Origin of the sequence: Streptomyces sp. NBC_01092, from assembly GCF_045039535.1 — a bacterium.
GTDB lineage: Bacteria > Actinomycetota > Actinomycetes > Streptomycetales > Streptomycetaceae > Streptomyces.
The window spans coordinates 7,740,626-7,758,602 of record NZ_CP108659.1 but is presented as its reverse complement, the minus strand read 5'-3'; the positions used below and the strand labels follow the sequence as shown (position 1 = coordinate 7,758,602).

At 64.7% G+C, this 17,977-nt stretch carries 5 protein-coding genes, 1 tRNA gene and 3 rRNA genes; 1 reads left to right on the top strand and 8 read right to left on the bottom strand.

Annotation, left to right across the window (positions count from 1 at the left end; genetic code table 11):
• Nucleotides 1-34: 34 nt before the first annotated feature.
• Entirely contained in the window at nt 35-718 is a 684-nt protein-coding gene (locus tag OG254_RS35285; RefSeq protein ID WP_147994119.1) for a two-component system response regulator, read from the bottom strand.
• 244 nt (nt 719-962) lie between these two features.
• Entirely contained in the window at nt 963-6,440 is a 5,478-nt protein-coding gene (locus tag OG254_RS35280; RefSeq protein WP_405589956.1) for a HAMP domain-containing protein, read from the bottom strand.
• 378 nt (nt 6,441-6,818) lie between these two features.
• Here OG254_RS35280 and OG254_RS35275 point away from each other — a divergent pair, with 378 nt between their 5' ends.
• Nucleotides 6,819-9,563, top strand: coding sequence for a SpoIIE family protein phosphatase (locus OG254_RS35275; RefSeq protein ID WP_405589953.1), 2,745 nt, complete (start codon nt 6,819-6,821; stop codon nt 9,561-9,563).
• A 58-nt stretch (nt 9,564-9,621) separates the two neighbouring features.
• Here the strand turns inward: OG254_RS35275 and OG254_RS35270 are convergent.
• From OG254_RS35270 to OG254_RS35245, 6 genes are all read right to left on the bottom strand, one after another.
• Nucleotides 9,622-9,697 (bottom strand) — tRNA-Thr (locus OG254_RS35270).
• Nucleotides 9,698-9,773: 76 nt separating this feature from the next.
• Nucleotides 9,774-10,436, bottom strand: a complete 663-nt coding sequence (locus OG254_RS35265) for a DegT/DnrJ/EryC1/StrS family aminotransferase (RefSeq protein WP_351201483.1) — start codon at nt 10,434-10,436, stop codon at nt 9,774-9,776.
• A gap of 113 nt (nt 10,437-10,549) precedes the next feature.
• Nucleotides 10,550-10,666: ribosomal RNA gene (gene rrf / locus OG254_RS35260) — 5S ribosomal RNA — on the bottom strand.
• 87 nt (nt 10,667-10,753) lie between these two features.
• A 23S ribosomal RNA gene (locus OG254_RS35255) occupies nt 10,754-13,874 on the bottom strand.
• Between the two features lie 307 nt (nt 13,875-14,181).
• A 16S ribosomal RNA gene (locus OG254_RS35250) occupies nt 14,182-15,707 on the bottom strand.
• The 16S, 23S and 5S rRNA genes sit together here, the layout of an rRNA operon.
• Before the next feature lie 511 nt (nt 15,708-16,218).
• Nucleotides 16,219-17,904: a ribonuclease J gene (locus tag OG254_RS35245; protein WP_147994116.1), complete on the bottom strand. Its 1,686-nt coding sequence runs from the start codon at nt 17,902-17,904 to the stop codon at nt 16,219-16,221.
• Nucleotides 17,905-17,977 lie beyond the last annotated feature (73 nt).

Genomic DNA, 17,977 nt, shown 5'->3' with positions numbered 1-17,977 from the left:
CGTCGCTGGCCGGCCAACCGGCGCCTTCACGACGTCAGTTCTGCGAAGGCACGGAGGACGCGCTCCCGGTTCCCGGCTCCAGGGCGTCCAGCGCCCGCCGCAATCCGGTGAGTTTGCGTTCGAGATGGGCCGCCGTGGCCACCGCGGCAGCGTCCGCCGACTCGTCGTCGAGCTGCTTGGACAGCGCCTCGGCCTGCTCCTCGACCGCGGCGAGCCGCGCCGACAGCTCGGCCAGCAGCCCCGCCGGCTCCTTGGAGTCGGCGCCCGCGGCCTTGCCGCCGCCACCCTCCAACTGGAGCCGCAGCAGCGCCGCCTGCTCCCGGAGCTGACAGTTCTTCATGTACAGCTCGACGAACACGGAGACCTTCGCCCGCAGCACCCACGGGTCGAACGGCTTGGAGATGTAGTCCACCGCGCCCGCCGCGTAGCCGCGGAAGGTGTGATGCGGGCCGTGGTTGATCGCGGTGAGGAAGATGATCGGGATGTCCCTGGTCCGTTCCCGCCGCTTGATGTGCGCGGCGGTTTCGAAACCGTCCATTCCCGGCATCTGGACGTCCAGCAGAATGACCGCGAAGTCGTCCGTCAGTAGTGCTTTGAGCGCTTCCTCCCCGGACGATGCCCGCACCAGGGTCTGATCGAGCGCAGAGAGGATCGCCTCCAGCGCCAGCAGATTCTCCGGCCGGTCATCGACCAGGAGGATCTTGGCCTTCTGCACCATGGCCCGCCCTCCTCGCCCCGGCAGTGCACCGGGCTCCGCCCCAGGGGACGACTCCCTTACGCCGCCCGCCCTCGTGCCGGTCATGGTAGCCGCACCCCGCCTGTCGCCACACCCTGTCACCGCGATGTCACTGTGCACGTAGCAGAAACGCGGCAGGAGACCAGAAGGTTCCCCGTATCCCGCACTTCTACACGGCTTCGAGCACACTCAGTCAGCAACTCCGTGTGAACACTTTCAGCCGTCGTCACTGGTCCCTCATCCACTGGTCCATCACCGCAAGAAGATGATCGGGATCGACCGGCTTCGTCACGTAATCGGAAGCCCCCGACTCGATCGCCTTCTCCCGGTCGCCCTTCATCGCCTTGGCGGTCAGCGCGATGATCGGAAGCCCGGCGAACTGCGGCATCCGGCGGATCGCCGTGGTCGTCGCGTACCCGTCCATCTCCGGCATCATGATGTCCATGAGCACGACCGCCACGTCGTCGTGCTGCTCCAGGACCTCGATTCCCTCGCGGCCGTTCTCGGCGTACAGCACGGACAGGCCGTGCTGCTCCAGGACGCTGGTGAGCGCGAAGACGTTACGGATGTCGTCGTCGACGATCAGCACCTTCTCGCCGCCGAACCGGATGCCCCGGCGCGGCTGCGGTGTCCTGTCCTGCTGCTCCGTCGCGGACCACCGCTCCAACTGCGCCGGGCGCTGTTCCAGCTCGTGGGCGGCCCTGCGGCGGCGCCTGAAGAGCGCGGCGGCGCCGTTCTGGGTCTCCCGGTAGGACCGCACCTCGGCCGGCGTCTCGATCTCGACGTCGGCCAGCTCCGCCAGATCGGCGGCCGAGGCCACCAGATCGCCCGCGTCGAGGGACGGCAGCTGCTGCTGGTAGCCGTGCGGGGGCAGTTCGCTGGGGTGCAGCGGCAAATACAGCGTGAACGTCGAGCCGCGTCCCGGCTCGCTCTGCGCGTGGATCTCGCCACCCAGCAGTTGCGCGATCTCCCGCGAGATGGACAGCCCCAGACCGGTACCGCCGTACTTGCGGCTGGTCGTACCGTCCGCCTGCTTGAACGCCTCGAAGATCACCCGCATCTTGCTGGCCGCGATCCCGATGCCCGTGTCGGTCACGGAGAACGCGATCAGCGGCGCGTCCGCCTCGGTCAGCGAACCGGCCTCCAGCAGCTGCTCCCGGATCACCTGCGGCACATCCATCCCGGCGGGCCGGATCACCAGCTCGACCGAGCCGGAGTCGGTGAACTTCACCGCGTTCGACAGCAGGTTCCGCAGCACCTGAAGCAGCCGCTGCTCGTCGGTGTGCAGTGTGGCCGGCAGCTCCGGCGAGACCCGTACGGACAGGTCCAGGCCCTTCTCCGCGGTCAGTGGCCGGAAGGTGGCCTCCACGTAGTCGACGAGCTGGACGAGCGCGATGCGCGTCGGGGAGACGTCCATCTTGCCCGCCTCGACCTTCGACAGGTCCAGGATGTCGTTGATCAGCTGGAGCAGGTCGGAGCCGGCGCCGTGGATGGTCTCGGCGAACTCGACCTGCTTCGGCGAGAGGTTGCCCTCGGCGTTGTCGGCGAGCAGCTTGGCCAGGATCAGCAGCGAGTTCAGCGGCGTACGCAGCTCGTGCGACATGTTGGCGAGGAACTCGCTCTTGTAGCGCATGGAGACGGCGAGTTGCTCGGCGCGCTCCTCCAGGACCTGCCGCGCCTCCTCGATCTCGGTGTTCTTCACCTCGATGTCGCGGTTCTGCTGGGCCAGCAGCTCGGCCTTCTCCTCCAGTTCGGCGTTGGACGCCTGGAGGGCCTTCTGCCGGTTCTCCAACTCGGCCGAACGCTCACGCAGTTGCTCGGTCAGCTCCTGCGACTGCTTCAGCAGCACCTCGGTCTTGGTGTTGACCGAGATGGTGTTGACGCTGGTCGCGATCATCTCGGCGATCTGGTTGAGGAAGTCCTTCTGGATCTGCGTGAAGGGGGTGAAGGAGGCCAGCTCGATGACGCCGAGCACCTTGCCCTCGAACAGCACCGGAAGGACGATCACCTGCGCGGGAGGCGCCTCTCCGAGCCCGGAAGAGATCTTCAGGTAGCCGCTGGGCGCGTTCTCCACGAGGATCGTGCGCTTTTCCTCGGCGGCCGTACCGATGAGCGCCTCACCCGGCCTGAAGGACGTCGGCATGGATCCCATCGAGTAGCCGTACGACCCGAGCATCCGCAGCTCGTACTGGTCGTCGTTCTCGGCGGCCAGATCCTTGCCGTCGAGGAGCGGCATGGCGACGAAGAACGCGCCGTGCTGCGCGGTCACGACCGGCGTCAGCTCGCTCATGATCAGCGAGGCCACGTCCTCCAGATCGCGGCGGCCCTGCATCAGCGCCGAGATCCGGGCGAGGTTGCCCTTGAGCCAGTCCTGCTCCTTGTTGGCGATCGTGGTGTCGCGCAGGTTGGCGATCATCTTGTTGATGTAGTCCTGGAGCTCCTGGATCTCGCCGGACGCGTCGACGTCGATCTTCAGGTTCAGGTCGCCACGGGTCACCGCGGTCGCCACGCGTGCGATGGCACGCACCTGGCGAGTAAGGTTTCCTGCCATTTCGTTCACGGACTCGGTGAGGTCGCGCCAGGTTCCGTCGACGTCACGCACGCGTGCCTGGCCGCCGAGCTGCCCCTCCGTGCCCACCTCGCGGGCGACTCGGGTGACTTCCTCGGCGAACGACGACAGCTGGTCGACCATCGTGTTGATCGTCGTCTTGAGTTCGAGGATCTCGCCCCGGGCGTCGATGTCGATCTTCTTCGTCAGGTCACCCTTGGCGATGGCGGTGGTGACCATGGCGATGTTGCGCACCTGGCCGGTCAGGTTGGACGCCATCTGGTTCACGGACTCGGTGAGGTCCTTCCACGTACCGGCCACACCCGGTACGTGCGCCTGACCGCCGAGGATCCCGTCCGTGCCCACCTCGCGGGCCACCTTGGTGACCTGGTCGGCGAACGAACTCAGCGTCTTCACCATGGTGTTGAAGGTGTCGGCGAGCTGCGCGACCTCGCCGCGCGCCTCGATCGTCACCGTCCGCGTCAGGTCACCGTTGGCGACGGCCGCCGCGACCTGGGAGATGTTCCGCACCTGGACGGTCAGGTTGTTGGCCATCAGGTTGACGTTGCCGCTGAGGTCCTTCCAGATGCCCGTGATGCCGGGCACATGCGCCTGACCGCCCAGGATGCCTTCGGTACCCACCTCACGGGCGACCCGGGTCACCTGCTCCGCGAAGGACGACAGCTGGTCCACCATCGTGTTGACGGTGGTGACGAGCTCGAGGATCTCGCCCTTCGCGTCGACGGTGATCTTCTTGGACAGGTCTCCCTTGGCGACCGCGGTCGTGACCTCGGCGATGTTGCGCACCTGGATGGTCAGGTTGTTCGCCATGAAGTTCACGGACTGCGTGAGGTCCTTCCAGGTGCCGGAGACACCCTGCACCTCGGCCTGCCCGCCGAGGATGCCTTCCGTGCCCACCTCACGGGCCACACGCGTGACCTCTTCGGCGAAGGACGACAGCTGGTCCACCATCGTGTTCAGGGTGTTCTTCAGCTCCAGGATCTCCCCGCGCGCGTCCACGGTGATCTTCTGGGACAGGTCACCCCGGGCCACCGCCGTGGCGACCTGCGCGATGTTGCGCACCTGGCCGGTCAGGTTGGAGGCCATGCCGTTCACGGAGTCGGTCAGGTCACGCCACACACCGGCGACGCCGGGCACCTGTGCCTGTCCGCCCAGACGGCCCTCGGTACCCACCTCACGCGCGACCAGGGTCACCTGATCGGCGAAGGACGACAGCTGGTCGACCATCGTGTTGATGGTGTTCTTCAGCTCCAGGATCTCGCCGCGCGCGTCGACGTCGATCTTCTGGGACAGGTCACCGCGCGCGACCGCCGTGGTGACCTGGGCGATGTTGCGCACCTGGGCAGTCAGGTTCCCTGCCATTCCGTTGACGGAGTCGGTCAGCTCCTTCCACGTACCGGCGACACCCGGTACGACGGCCTGACCGCCCAGCCGGCCCTCGGTACCCACGTCCCGGGCCATCCGCGTGACCTGGTCGGCGAAGGACGACAGCTGGTCCACCATCGTGTTCACGGTGTTCTTCAGCTGGAGCATCTCGCCGGAGACGTCCACGGTGACCTTCTGCGACAGGTCACCGTTCGCCACCGCCGTCGTGACCTGGGCGATGTTCCTCACCTGTCCGGTGAGGTTCCGGAAGGCCGTGTTGACGGAGTCCGTCAGGTCCTTCCACGTGCCGGCCGCCCCCGGCACCTGCGCCTGCCCGCCGAGTTCACCCTCGACACCGACCTCGCGCGCCACACGCGTGACCTCGGCACCGAACGACGACAGCTGGTCGACCATGCCGTTGACGGTGTTCTTCAGCTCCAGCATCTCGCCGGCCACATCGACCGTGACCGTCTGCGACAGGTCACCGTTGGCCACGGCCGTCGTCACGGCGGCGATGTCCCTCACCTGAATGGTGAGGTTCCGGAAGACGGTGTTGACGGAATCCGTCAGGTCCTTCCAGGTGCCCGCGGCGCCCGGCACGTTCGCCTGGCCGCCCAGCCGCCCCTCGGCGCCGACCTCGTTGGCCACACGTGTGACCTCGTCGGCGAAGATCCGCAGCGTCTCGGTCATCTGGTTGATCGTGTCCGCGAGCTGAGCGACCTCGCCGCGTGCCGAAACGGTTACCTTCTGCGAGAGATCACCGTTGGCGACGGCGGTCGTCACCTGTGCGATTCCTCGCACCTGGGCCGTCAGGTTGCCGGCCATGAGGTTCACCGAATCGGTGAGGTCCTTCCACACACCGGCCACACCCGGCACCTTCGCCTGCCCGCCGAGCTCGCCCTCGGTGCCCACCTCACGCGCGACTCGCGTCACCTCGGAGGAGAAGGACGACAGCTGGTCCACCATCGTGTTGACGGTGTTCTTCAGCTCCAGCATCTCGCCGGCCACATGGACGGTGACCTTCCGGGACAGATCACCCTTGGCGACCGCCGTCGTCACCAGGGCGATGTCCCTCACCTGGGCCGTCAGCCGGTACGCCATCGTGTTGACGGAGTCCGTGAGGTCCTTCCACGAACCCGACATCCCACGCACGCGTGCCTGCCCGCCGAGCTTGCCCTCGGTACCGACCTCGCTGGCCACACGCGTGACCTCGTCGGTGAACGTGGACAGCTGATCGACAAGGTTGTTTACAGTCCGCCCGACCTTGAGGAACTCACCCCGCAGCGGATGCCCGGCACCGTCCTGCGCCTGCGTGCGCAGCTCCATACGCGGCGACAGATCACCCTCGGCCACCGCGGTGAGCACCCGGCCGACCTCGGAGACAGGCCGTACGAGGTCGTCGACCAGGGAGTTCGAGTTGTCGATGGCAGCCGCCCAGGAGCCCTCACAGGCCCCCGTCTCCAGCCGCTCCGTGAGCTTGCCCTCACGGCCGACCATCCGACGCACGCGCGCCAGCTCACCCGTGAGGTGGAGATTTCGGTCGGCCACCTCGTTGAAGACAGCGGCGATCTCCGACATCACGCCGTCGCCGGACACCGTGAGCCGCTTCCGGAAATTCCCGTCGCGCATGGACACCAGCGCCGCCAGCAGCCGGTTCAGGGCAGCCGTATCCACGGCAGTGGTCCCGCCACGCGCCTTGCGCTCGTTCCTCAGGGACTGTCCGCCTTTCGCGCGCGTCTTAGTGCCCCGCGTCGCTGCGCCAGACTCCACTGTGTCCCTCCCGCAGGGGTCGACCGTTACTGCTGTGCTCGGGTTCTACTGTTCGGCGTACCCGTTACCGCTGGGTATTCCTGCCGGATATACCAGGCCACACCACGTGCTGCTGCCCGCGGTACGCGAATGACACCCAGCCTGCCCGGACCTTCACAAGAAGCTTGCCCAGTGTTTCACCCTGCCTGAACCCGGCCATAACAGTTCGGCAGCTTCGCACATCGTCCGCACACCCTCCGGGCGGAAACACTGCAGACCGGCATCCGCATGGACGGCGAAGGTAAGTAACCTTGCATGCGGCTGTCCAGCCGCGCCGGTCCCGTCCGGCCTGGGCGGTGACAGGAGGAGCACGAGCGGGCATCGGAGGGGCAGCCGGACATGACCACCGGACTGATCCCGGGGGGACAATCCCCGGAGCGGCCGACGGGCGCGCACATGCCGCACCAGCGGAGCGAGCCGGTCGGCAAGGAAGCCCTGCACGTCGACAACCGGACGAGGAGTTCAGTGATCACCGCGCGCGCGGCAGCCAGCTTCGATCCCGTCGGGCGATCGGTCGCGAGCGCCCGCTCCTTCGTCCGCGACACCCTGCAGGGCTGGGGCTTCGCCGACATCGTCGACGACGCCGTCGTCCTCACCAGCGAACTGGTGACGAACGCAGTCGTACACGCCGGCACCTCCGCGGACGTCCTGTGTCTGCGAAGTGAAGAGGGCGTACGGATCGAGGTGGCCGACCGGTATCCGGAGCGCGAGATCCCGCTCCAGGGCTCACCCGTCAACATGGGCAGCCCCGACCGCGAGGGCGGCCGCGGACTCCAGTTGTGCGCGGCCCTGGCCGGCCGCTGGGGCGTCGAGTACACCCCGACGCACAAGCAGGTCTGGTTCCAACTCAACCTCCCCGAGCGCCCGGTGGGCACCCGCGCCGCCGGCCCGTCCCTGCCCTCCGACCTCCTCCCGCTCGCCGACGGCCGCGTCCGCGTCGCCGTGGTCCAGATCGACCGCACGGGCTCCATCTCGTCGTGGAGCGAGGACGCGGAGGAACTCTTCGGCTACGCGGCGGAGCAGGTCACCGGCAAGCCCCTGACCGACCTCGCGGCCTGGCCGCACACCCCGGGCACCAGCACCGGCATCGCGGAGGCGCTCCAACTCTCGCGCTGGGAAGGCAGCTACGGCATAAGGGGCGCCAACGGCCGCGTCACACCGGTGTACGCCTCCCACCTCCGCGTCCGCGACACGGGCGGCGAGCCCTCCACGGTCTGCCTCCTGGTCCGCGACCACGAACGCGCGGTCCTGCAGACCCCGTTGCGCGTCCCGGCCTCCGACACCGGCACCGAGTCCCAGAGCACCGACCCCTTCGAGGTGTTCATCGGCTCCCCGGCCCCTGACGACCTCGACGGCCTCCTCCAGCGCACGGTGGAACGCGCCCGCGACATGCTCGACGGCGACTCCGCCTTCCTGCTCCTCGCGACCGACGACGAGACGGAGCTGGAGGTCCGCGCCTCCACCGGCCTGCCCTCCGCCCGCCAGCGCTTCGCACGCGTGCCCGTCGAGGCAGGCCCAGGCCGCTACGGCTCGGCCCGCATGCCGGCCGTCCACGAGGACCTCACGATGGTCCCCGGCGCCGTCCCCCTGCTGAGGGGCACCGGGATGCGCTCGGTCGTCACGGTCCCCCTGAAGGTCGAGGGCCGCCTCACCGGCTCCCTCGGCGTCGCCGCGGAGGGACCCGGCAGATACTCCAACGAAGAGGCGCTGCGCCTGCAGTTCGCCGCCGACCGCATCGCCCTCGCGGTGGAATCGGCCCGGCTGGGCGAACTCGAACGCCTGCGCCGAGGTTCCCTCAGCTTCCTCGTCGAGGCCTCCGACCTCCTCGCCGGCACCCTGGACCGCGACCAGACCCTCGCGCTGATGGCCCAGATGACGGTCCCGACCCTGGCCACCTGGTGCGCGGTCTACACCATCGCCGACCAGGCCTCGGAGCCGTACCTGTCGTACGTCCTGCACGAGGACGAGGAACTCATCGACGGCATTAAGTCGTTGTTGTCGAAGATCCCCCCGCCGGACCCGGTGCCCACCCCCGGCGCCCGCGTCTGGTCGGCCCCCGCCGAGTCCGCCCACCAGGCGGCCCTGCGCACCTCCATGCGCAGCCTGGGCCTGGGCGAGCCCATCGGCCGCATCAGCGCCGGCATCGGGCCCACCCTGGCCACGGCCTCCGCGGTCGGCGGCGAGACGGTCGTACTTCCGCTGGTGGCCCGCAACCGCGTCATCGGCATGCTGACCCTGGGCAAGCCCACGGACGAACACTTCCGCCAGGAAATCCTGGAGCTGGCCGAGGACTTGAGCCGCAGGGCCGCCCTGGCCCTGGACAACGCCCGCCTCTACTCCGAGCGCACCGCCATCAGCCAGTCCCTCCAGCGCAGCCTCCTGCCGCCCGAGCTCCCCGAGATCGGCGGCGTCGAGGTCGAGGTCATCTACCGCGCGGCCGGCGAGGGCAACGAGGTCGGCGGCGACTTCTACGACCTCTTCCCGATCAGCGACGGCGCCTACGGCTTCGCCATCGGCGACGTCTGCGGTACGGGCCCGAACGCGGCGGCGGTCACGGGCCTCGCCCGGCACGCCCTCCGGCTCCTCGCACGCGAGGGCCTCAGCGGCCCTGCGGTCCTGGAGCGCCTGAACTCCGCGATCCTCGACGAGGGCGCCCGCAGCCGCTTCCTGACGCTCCTGTACGGCGAGTTGAGGCCACAGGAGGACGGCAGCGCCGAGCTGAAGGTGGTCTGCGCCGGCCACCCGCTCCCGCTCCGCCTGCGCCAGGACGGCACGGTCGAACCGGCCGCCGAACCCCAGCCGCTGCTCGGCGTCATGGAGGACCTGGAGCTCTACGAGCAGACGGTCACGCTCGACCCCGGCGACGTCCTGCTCTGCGTCACGGACGGCGTCACCGAACGCCGCGAAGGCAGCCGCATGCTGGGCGACGACGGCCTCACCGACGTCCTCACGACCTGCACCGGCCTTACGGCAGGCGCTGTGGCGGCTCGCATCATGCGCGCGGTCGAACGCTTCGCCTCTGACGCCCCGTCGGACGACATGGCGATCCTGGCGATGCGGGTCCCCGGCATCCACAAGGACTGAGGGAGACAGTGAGAAGGGCATGAGAAAGGCCCCGCCCGAATGGGCGGGGCCTTCTCCGTGGAGCCCCCAAACGGAATCGAACCGTTGACCTTCTCCTTACCATGGAGACGCTCTACCGACTGAGCTATAGGGGCCTGCTGCCCTTTGCGAAGTTTCCCTCGCGGCAACGGAATAGATCATACCCTGAACGCGCCGTGCTCCCAAACCCGCTCAGAACGCGGGCTGGAGCAGTCCTCCGAGCGCATTGCAGGCGGACACGATGCGCTGCATGTCCCGCTTGGTCAGAGAAGCGTCAACCGGCAGAGCCAACGTTTCATCAGCGGCCCGCTCGGTCTCCGGCAGAGACACACACCGACGGAACTCGGGCAGCCTGTGCACGGGCGTCTTCACCGGCACCCGGCATTCAACTCCTCTGGCCCGCACGGCCCGAGCGAAGGCGTCCCGATCCGGCCGCCCATTCCCCGGCACCCGCACGACGTACTGCTGGTAGGTGTGCCCGTCACCGCCATCGGGCGTGTACACACCCTTCAGCTTCGCGTCCAGATACGAGGCCCGCTGCCTGCGCTGAGCGATTTCGTCGTACGGCACCTCGGACTCACCCTGCTCCAGCACCAGCAGTCCGTGCCGCTGCCCGATCTCGTGCAACCGCGCGATATCGGCCGACCGCCCAAAGCGGTGTACGGCGACAACGGCCGCCGTGCGCTGAGTGACAACCGCCTCGACCGCGACGGCGTCCAGGCAGTACGTCACCGGGTCTATGTCGGCGAACACCGGCAGCGCTCCGGCCAGGACCACGGCCTCGGCGACTTCGACGTTCCCGAAGGCCGGTACGACAACCTCGTCACCGACTCCGACGCCGGCAGCCCTGAGCATTGCAGCAGTACCCATGTGGGTGATGTTGGTTGCGGAACGTGAACGTCAGGTGACGCACAACAAAAAAGGGTTGGACCCAGAACCGAAGTTCCGGGTCCAACCCGATAAAAGTTGTTCGGCGGCGTCCTACTCTCCCACAGGGTCCCCCCTGCAGTACCATCGGCGCTGTAAGGCTTAGCTTCCGGGTTCGGAATGTAACCGGGCGTTTCCCTCACGCTATAACCACCGAAACACTATGAAACTGTGACCGGAAACCCCCCAAACCTGGGGGGACGTCGGTCGTTGCTTCAGAACCAACACAGTGGACGCGAGCCTCTATGGACAAGCCCTCGGCCTATTAGTACCGGTCACCTCCACACGTTACCGTGCTTCCAGATCCGGCCTATCAACCCAGTCGTCTACTGGGAGCCTTACCCCATCTAGTGGGTGGGAATACTCATCTCGAAGCAGGCTTCCCGCTTAGATGCTTTCAGCGGTTATCCCTCCCGAACGTAGCCAACCAGCCATGCCCTTGGCAGAACAACTGGCACACCAGAGGTTCGTCCGTCCCGGTCCTCTCGTACTAGGGACAGCCCTTCTCAATATTCCTGCGCGCGCAGCGGATAGGGACCGAACTGTCTCACGACGTTCTAAACCCAGCTCGCGTACCGCTTTAATGGGCGAACAGCCCAACCCTTGGGACCGACTCCAGCCCCAGGATGCGACGAGCCGACATCGAGGTGCCAAACCATCCCGTCGATATGGACTCTTGGGGAAGATCAGCCTGTTATCCCCGGGGTACCTTTTATCCGTTGAGCGACGGCGCTTCCACAAGCCACCGCCGGATCACTAGTCCCGACTTTCGTCCCTGCTCGACCCGTCGGTCTCACAGTCAAGCTCCCTTGTGCACTTACACTCAACACCTGATTGCCAACCAGGCTGAGGGAACCTTTGGGCGCCTCCGTTACTCTTTAGGAGGCAACCGCCCCAGTTAAACTACCCATCAGACACTGTCCCTGATCCGGATCACGGACCCAGGTTAGACATCCAGCACGACCAGACTGGTATTTCAACGACGACTCCCCCTGAACTGGCGTCCAGAGTTCACAGTCTCCCAGCTATCCTACACAAGCCGAACCGAACACCAATATCAAACTGTAGTAAAGGTCCCGGGGTCTTTCCGTCCTGCTGCGCGAAACGAGCATCTTTACTCGTAGTGCAATTTCACCGGGCCTATGGTTGAGACAGTCGAGAAGTCGTTACGCCATTCGTGCAGGTCGGAACTTACCCGACAAGGAATTTCGCTACCTTAGGATGGTTATAGTTACCACCGCCGTTTACTGGCGCTTAAGTTCTCAGCTTCGCCATGACGAATCATGACTAACCGGTCCCCTTAACGTTCCAGCACCGGGCAGGCGTCAGTCCGTATACATCGCCTTACGGCTTCGCACGGACCTGTGTTTTTAGTAAACAGTCGCTTCTCGCTGGTCTCTGCGGCCACCCCCAGCTCACCGAGTAAATCGGATCACCGGACATGGCCCCCCTTCTCCCGAAGTTACGGGGGCATTTTGCCGAGTTCCTTAACCATAGTTCACCCGAACGCCTCGGTATTCTCTACCTGACCACCTGAGTCGGTTTAGGGTACGGGCCGCCATGAAACTCGCTAGAGGCTTTTCTCGACAGCATAGGATCATCCACTTCACCACAATCGGCTCGGCATCAGGTCTCAGCCTCATGTGCGACGGATTTACCTATCGCACGGCCTACACCCTTACCCCGGGACAACCACCGCCCGGGCTGGACTACCTTCCTGCGTCACCCCATCACTCACCTACTACAGGTCTGGTCCGTCGGCTCCACCACTCCCCTTTGCCCGAAGGCTCCAGGGCGGCTTCACGGACTTAGCATCGCCTGGTTCAATGTTTGACGCTTCACAGCGGGTACCGGAATATCAACCGGTTATCCATCGACTACGCCTGTCGGCCTCGCCTTAGGTCCCGACTTACCCTGGGCAGATCAGCTTGACCCAGGAACCCTTAGTCAATCGGCGCACACGTTTCTCACGTGTGTATCGCTACTCATGCCTGCATTCTCACTCGTGAACCGTCCACAACTCGCTTCCGCGGCTGCTTCACCCGGCACACGACGCTCCCCTACCCATCACGATCCCCGTTGGGGGTATATATCGCAATGACACGACTTCGGCGGTACGCTTGAGCCCCGCTACATTGTCGGCGCGGAATCACTAGACCAGTGAGCTATTACGCACTCTTTCAAGGGTGGCTGCTTCTAAGCCAACCTCCTGGTTGTCTGTGCGACTCCACATCCTTTCCCACTTAGCGTACGCTTAGGGGCCTTAGTCGATGCTCTGGGCTGTTTCCCTCTCGACCATGGAGCTTATCCCCCACAGTCTCACTGCCGCGCTCTCACTTACCGGCATTCGGAGTTTGGCTAAGGTCAGTAACCCGGTAGGGCCCATCGCCTATCCAGTGCTCTACCTCCGGCAAGAAACACACGACGCTGCACCTAAATGCATTTCGGGGAGAACCAGCTATCACGGAGTTTGATTGGCCTTTCACCCCTAACCACAGGTCATCCCCCAGGTTTTCAACCCTGGTGGGTTCGGTCCTCCACGAAGTCTTACCTCCGCTTCAACCTGCCCATGGCTAGATCACTCCGCTTCGGGTCTTGAGCGCGCTACTATATCGCCCTATTCGGACTCGCTTTCGCTACGGCTTCCCCACACGGGTTAACCTCGCAACACACCGCAAACTCGCAGGCTCATTCTTCAAAAGGCACGCAGTCACGAGATACGTGCAAGCACGTATCCGACGCTCCCACGGCTTGTAGGCACACGGTTTCAGGTACTATTTCACTCCGCTCCCGCGGTACTTTTCACCATTCCCTCACGGTACTATCCGCTATCGGTCACCAGGGAATATTTAGGCTTAGCGGGTGGTCCCGCCAGATTCACACGGGATTTCTCGGGCCCCGTGCTACTTGGGTGTCTCTCAAACGAGCCGCTGATGTTTCGACTACGGGGGTCTTACCCTCTACGCCGGACCTTTCGCATGTCCTTCGCCTACATCAACGGTTTCTGACTCGTCTCACAGCCGGCAGACTGTGAAAGAGAGATCCCACAACCCCGCACACGCAACCCCTGCCGGGTCTCACACGTATACGGTTTGGCCTCATCCAGTTTCGCTCGCCACTACTCCCGGAATCACGGTTGTTTTCTCTTCCTGCGGGTACTGAGATGTTTCACTTCCCCGCGTTCCCTCCACTTGCCCTATGTGTTCAGGCAAGGGTGACAGCCCATGACGACTGCCGGGTTTCCCCATTCGGACACCCCCGGATCAAAGCCTGGTTGACGACTCCCCGGGGCCTATCGTGGCCTCCCACGTCCTTCATCGGTTCCTGGTGCCAAGGCATCCACCGTGCGCCCTTAAAAACTTGGCCACAGATGCTCGCGTCCACTGTGCAGTTCTCAAACAACGACCAGTCACCCATCACCCCCAACCTCAAGCTGGAGTTCACTGGGACCGGCAACTGAGGAAAGTTCATTCCCTCAGACACCCAACAGCGTGCCCGGCACACTCCCCGCTCCCCTCAACGTTCCACGCTCCGAAGAGCAGTACTAGAAGGAGAAGACGATCAAGTGTGCCGAATAATCAACGTTCCACCCATGAGCAACCACCGTCGAACGTTTGCCGACGTAGTGGCCTCTGACCTCGTCCCGAAGGACTCGGTAAGAAGTGCTCCTTAGAAAGGAGGTGATCCAGCCGCACCTTCCGGTACGGCTACCTTGTTACGACTTCGTCCCAATCGCCAGTCCCACCTTCGACAGCTCCCTCCCACAAGGGGTTGGGCCACCGGCTTCGGGTGTTACCGACTTTCGTGACGTGACGGGCGGTGTGTACAAGGCCCGGGAACGTATTCACCGCAGCAATGCTGATCTGCGATTACTAGCAACTCCGACTTCATGGGGTCGAGTTGCAGACCCCAATCCGAACTGAGACCGGCTTTTTGAGATTCGCTCCACCTCACAGTATCGCAGCTCATTGTACCGGCCATTGTAGCACGTGTGCAGCCCAAGACATAAGGGGCATGATGACTTGACGTCGTCCCCACCTTCCTCCGAGTTGACCCCGGCGGTCTCCTGTGAGTCCCCATCACCCCGAAGGGCATGCTGGCAACACAGAACAAGGGTTGCGCTCGTTGCGGGACTTAACCCAACATCTCACGACACGAGCTGACGACAGCCATGCACCACCTGTACACCGACCACAAGGGGGGCACTATCTCTAATGCTTTCCGGTGTATGTCAAGCCTTGGTAAGGTTCTTCGCGTTGCGTCGAATTAAGCCACATGCTCCGCTGCTTGTGCGGGCCCCCGTCAATTCCTTTGAGTTTTAGCCTTGCGGCCGTACTCCCCAGGCGGGGAACTTAATGCGTTAGCTGCGGCACCGACGACGTGGAATGTCGCCAACACCTAGTTCCCACCGTTTACGGCGTGGACTACCAGGGTATCTAATCCTGTTCGCTCCCCACGCTTTCGCTCCTCAGCGTCAGTAATGGCCCAGAGATCCGCCTTCGCCACCGGTGTTCCTCCTGATATCTGCGCATTTCACCGCTACACCAGGAATTCCGATCTCCCCTACCACACTCTAGCTAGCCCGTATCGAATGCAGACCCGGGGTTAAGCCCCGGGCTTTCACACCCGACGTGACAAGCCGCCTACGAGCTCTTTACGCCCAATAATTCCGGACAACGCTTGCGCCCTACGTATTACCGCGGCTGCTGGCACGTAGTTAGCCGGCGCTTCTTCTGCAGGTACCGTCACTTTCGCTTCTTCCCTGCTGAAAGAGGTTTACAACCCGAAGGCCGTCATCCCTCACGCGGCGTCGCTGCATCAGGCTTTCGCCCATTGTGCAATATTCCCCACTGCTGCCTCCCGTAGGAGTCTGGGCCGTGTCTCAGTCCCAGTGTGGCCGGTCGCCCTCTCAGGCCGGCTACCCGTCGTCGCCTTGGTGAGCCATTACCTCACCAACAAGCTGATAGGCCGCGGGCTCATCCTTCACCGCCGGAGCTTTTAACCTCCACCCAGGAGAGTGGAAGTGTTATCCGGTATTAGACCCCGTTTCCAGGGCTTGTCCCAGAGTGAAGGGCAGATTGCCCACGTGTTACTCACCCGTTCGCCACTAATCCCCACCGAAGTGGTTCATCGTTCGACTTGCATGTGTTAAGCACGCCGCCAGCGTTCGTCCTGAGCCAGGATCAAACTCTCCGTGAATGTTTACCCGTAATCGGGTGCACACATCACGAGAGCGGAACAGTCAGGCGGAATAGGCCCGACCGTTCACAGCGTCCTCGCTGTGTTTATTTCAAAGGAACCTCGTCCCAACCGGAAGACCGGCCGGAGACGGGGTATCAACATATCTGGCGTTGATTTTTGGCACGCTGTTGAGTTCTCAAGGAACGGACGCTTCCTTTGTACTCACCCTCTCGGGCTTTCCTCCGGGCGCTTCCCTTCGGTCTTGCGCTTCCGACTCTATCAGACCGTTTCCCGATCCGATTTCCTCGGCGCTTTCCAGGTTCCCGCTTTCGCGTTTCCCTTTCCGGCGGTTCCGACTTTATCAGAGATTCTGAGTCGGAATTCCCGCCCCCCTGCGGGGACTGGATCCGGCACACGAGGTGGCCGGGTTCCCGGTTGGGCGGAGCCGTAAACGTACTGGAGCGGGGCTCCTCGATGCAAATCGAGGAGCCCCGCTCCAGGCTCACGCGGTCGAGCGTCCGACGGACCGTCAGACCTCCACCACCACAGGCAGGATCATCGGCCTGCGGCGATACGTGTCGGAGACCCACTTGCCCAGGGTCCGCCGCACCAGCTGCTGCATCTGGTGGGGTTCGACCACACCGTCCTGGGCCGACCTCTCCAGTACCTCCGTGATCCTCGGGATGACGTCTCCGAAGGCGGAGTCCTCGATGCCGGAGCCGCGGGCCTGGATGTGCGGGCCGCCCGTGATCTTGCCGGTGGAGGAGTCCACCACCACGAAGACCGAGATGATGCCCTCGTCGCCGAGGATCTTGCGGTCCTTGAGCGCCGGCTCGCCCACGTCTCCGACCGAGAGGCCGTCGACGTACACGTAGCCCGCCTGGACCTTGCCGGAGATCTTCGCCTTGCCCTCGATGAGGTCGACGACGACGCCGTCCTCGGCGATGACGATGCGGTCGTGCGGGACGCCGGTGAGGGCGCCCAGCTCGGCGTTGGCGCGCAGGTGGCGCCATTCGCCGTGCACCGGCATCAGGTTCTTCGGGCGGCAGATGTTGTAGAAGTACAGCAGCTCGCCGGCCGAGGCGTGGCCCGAGACATGGACCTTGGCGTTGCCCTTGTGGACGACGTTCGCGCCCCAGCGGGTCAGACCGTTGATCACGCGGTACACCGCGTTCTCGTTGCCGGGGATCAGGGAGGACGCCAGGATCACCGTGTCGCCGTTGACGATCCGGATCTGGTGGTCCCTGTTCGCCATCCTCGACAGGGCTGCCATCGGTTCGCCCTGCGAACCCGTGCAGACCAGTACGACCTCGCTGTCGGGGAGATCGTCCAGCGTCTTGATGTCCACCACCAGGCCCGGGGGGACCTTCAGGTAGCCCAGGTCCCTGGCGATGCCCATGTTGCGGACCATCGAGCGGCCGACGAAGGCGACCCTGCGGCCGTACTCGTGGGCCGCGTCCAGGATCTGCTGGATGCGGTGGATGTGGCTGGCGAAGCTCGCCACGATGATCCGCTTGCGGGCGTTCGCGAAGACCTGGCGCAGGACGTTGGAGATGTCCCGCTCGGGCGGGACGAAGCCCGGGACCTCCGCGTTCGTCGAGTCGGAGAGAAGAAGGTCGATCCCCTCCTCGCTCAGACGCGCGAACGCGTGCAGGTCGGTCAGGCGGTTGTCCAGCGGGAGCTGGTCCATCTTGAAGTCGCCGGTGTGGACCACCATGCCGGCGGGGGTCCGGATCGCCACGGCAAGGGCGTCCGGGATGGAGTGGTTGACCGCGACGAACTCGCAGTCGAAGGGGCCGATGCGTTCGCGGTTACCCTCCGCCACTTCGAGGGTGTAGGGGCGGATGCGGTGCTCCTGGAGCTTGGCCTCGATGAGGGCGAGGGTCAGCTTGGAGCCGATCAGCGGGATATCCGGCTTCTCGCGGAGGAGGTAGGGGACGCCGCCGATGTGGTCCTCGTGGCCATGGGTGAGAACGATGCCCTCGATGTCGTCGAGGCGGTCCCTGATGGACGAGAAGTCCGGCAGGATCAGGTCGATTCCGGGCTGCTCCTCCTCAGGGAAGAGCACTCCGCAGTCGACGATCAGGAGGCGGCCGCCGTACTCGAAGACCGTCATGTTGCGGCCGATCTCACCGAGACCGCCCAGCGGGGTGACCCGTAGGCCGCCTTCGGGGAGCGGCGGGGGCGGGCCGAGTTCAGGATGCGGATGACTCAAAAGACTCTCCTCACCACGCACGCCACGTACCGGTCGGGCACGTGGCGCGCATGACGTTCGTGCAGAAGCAGTT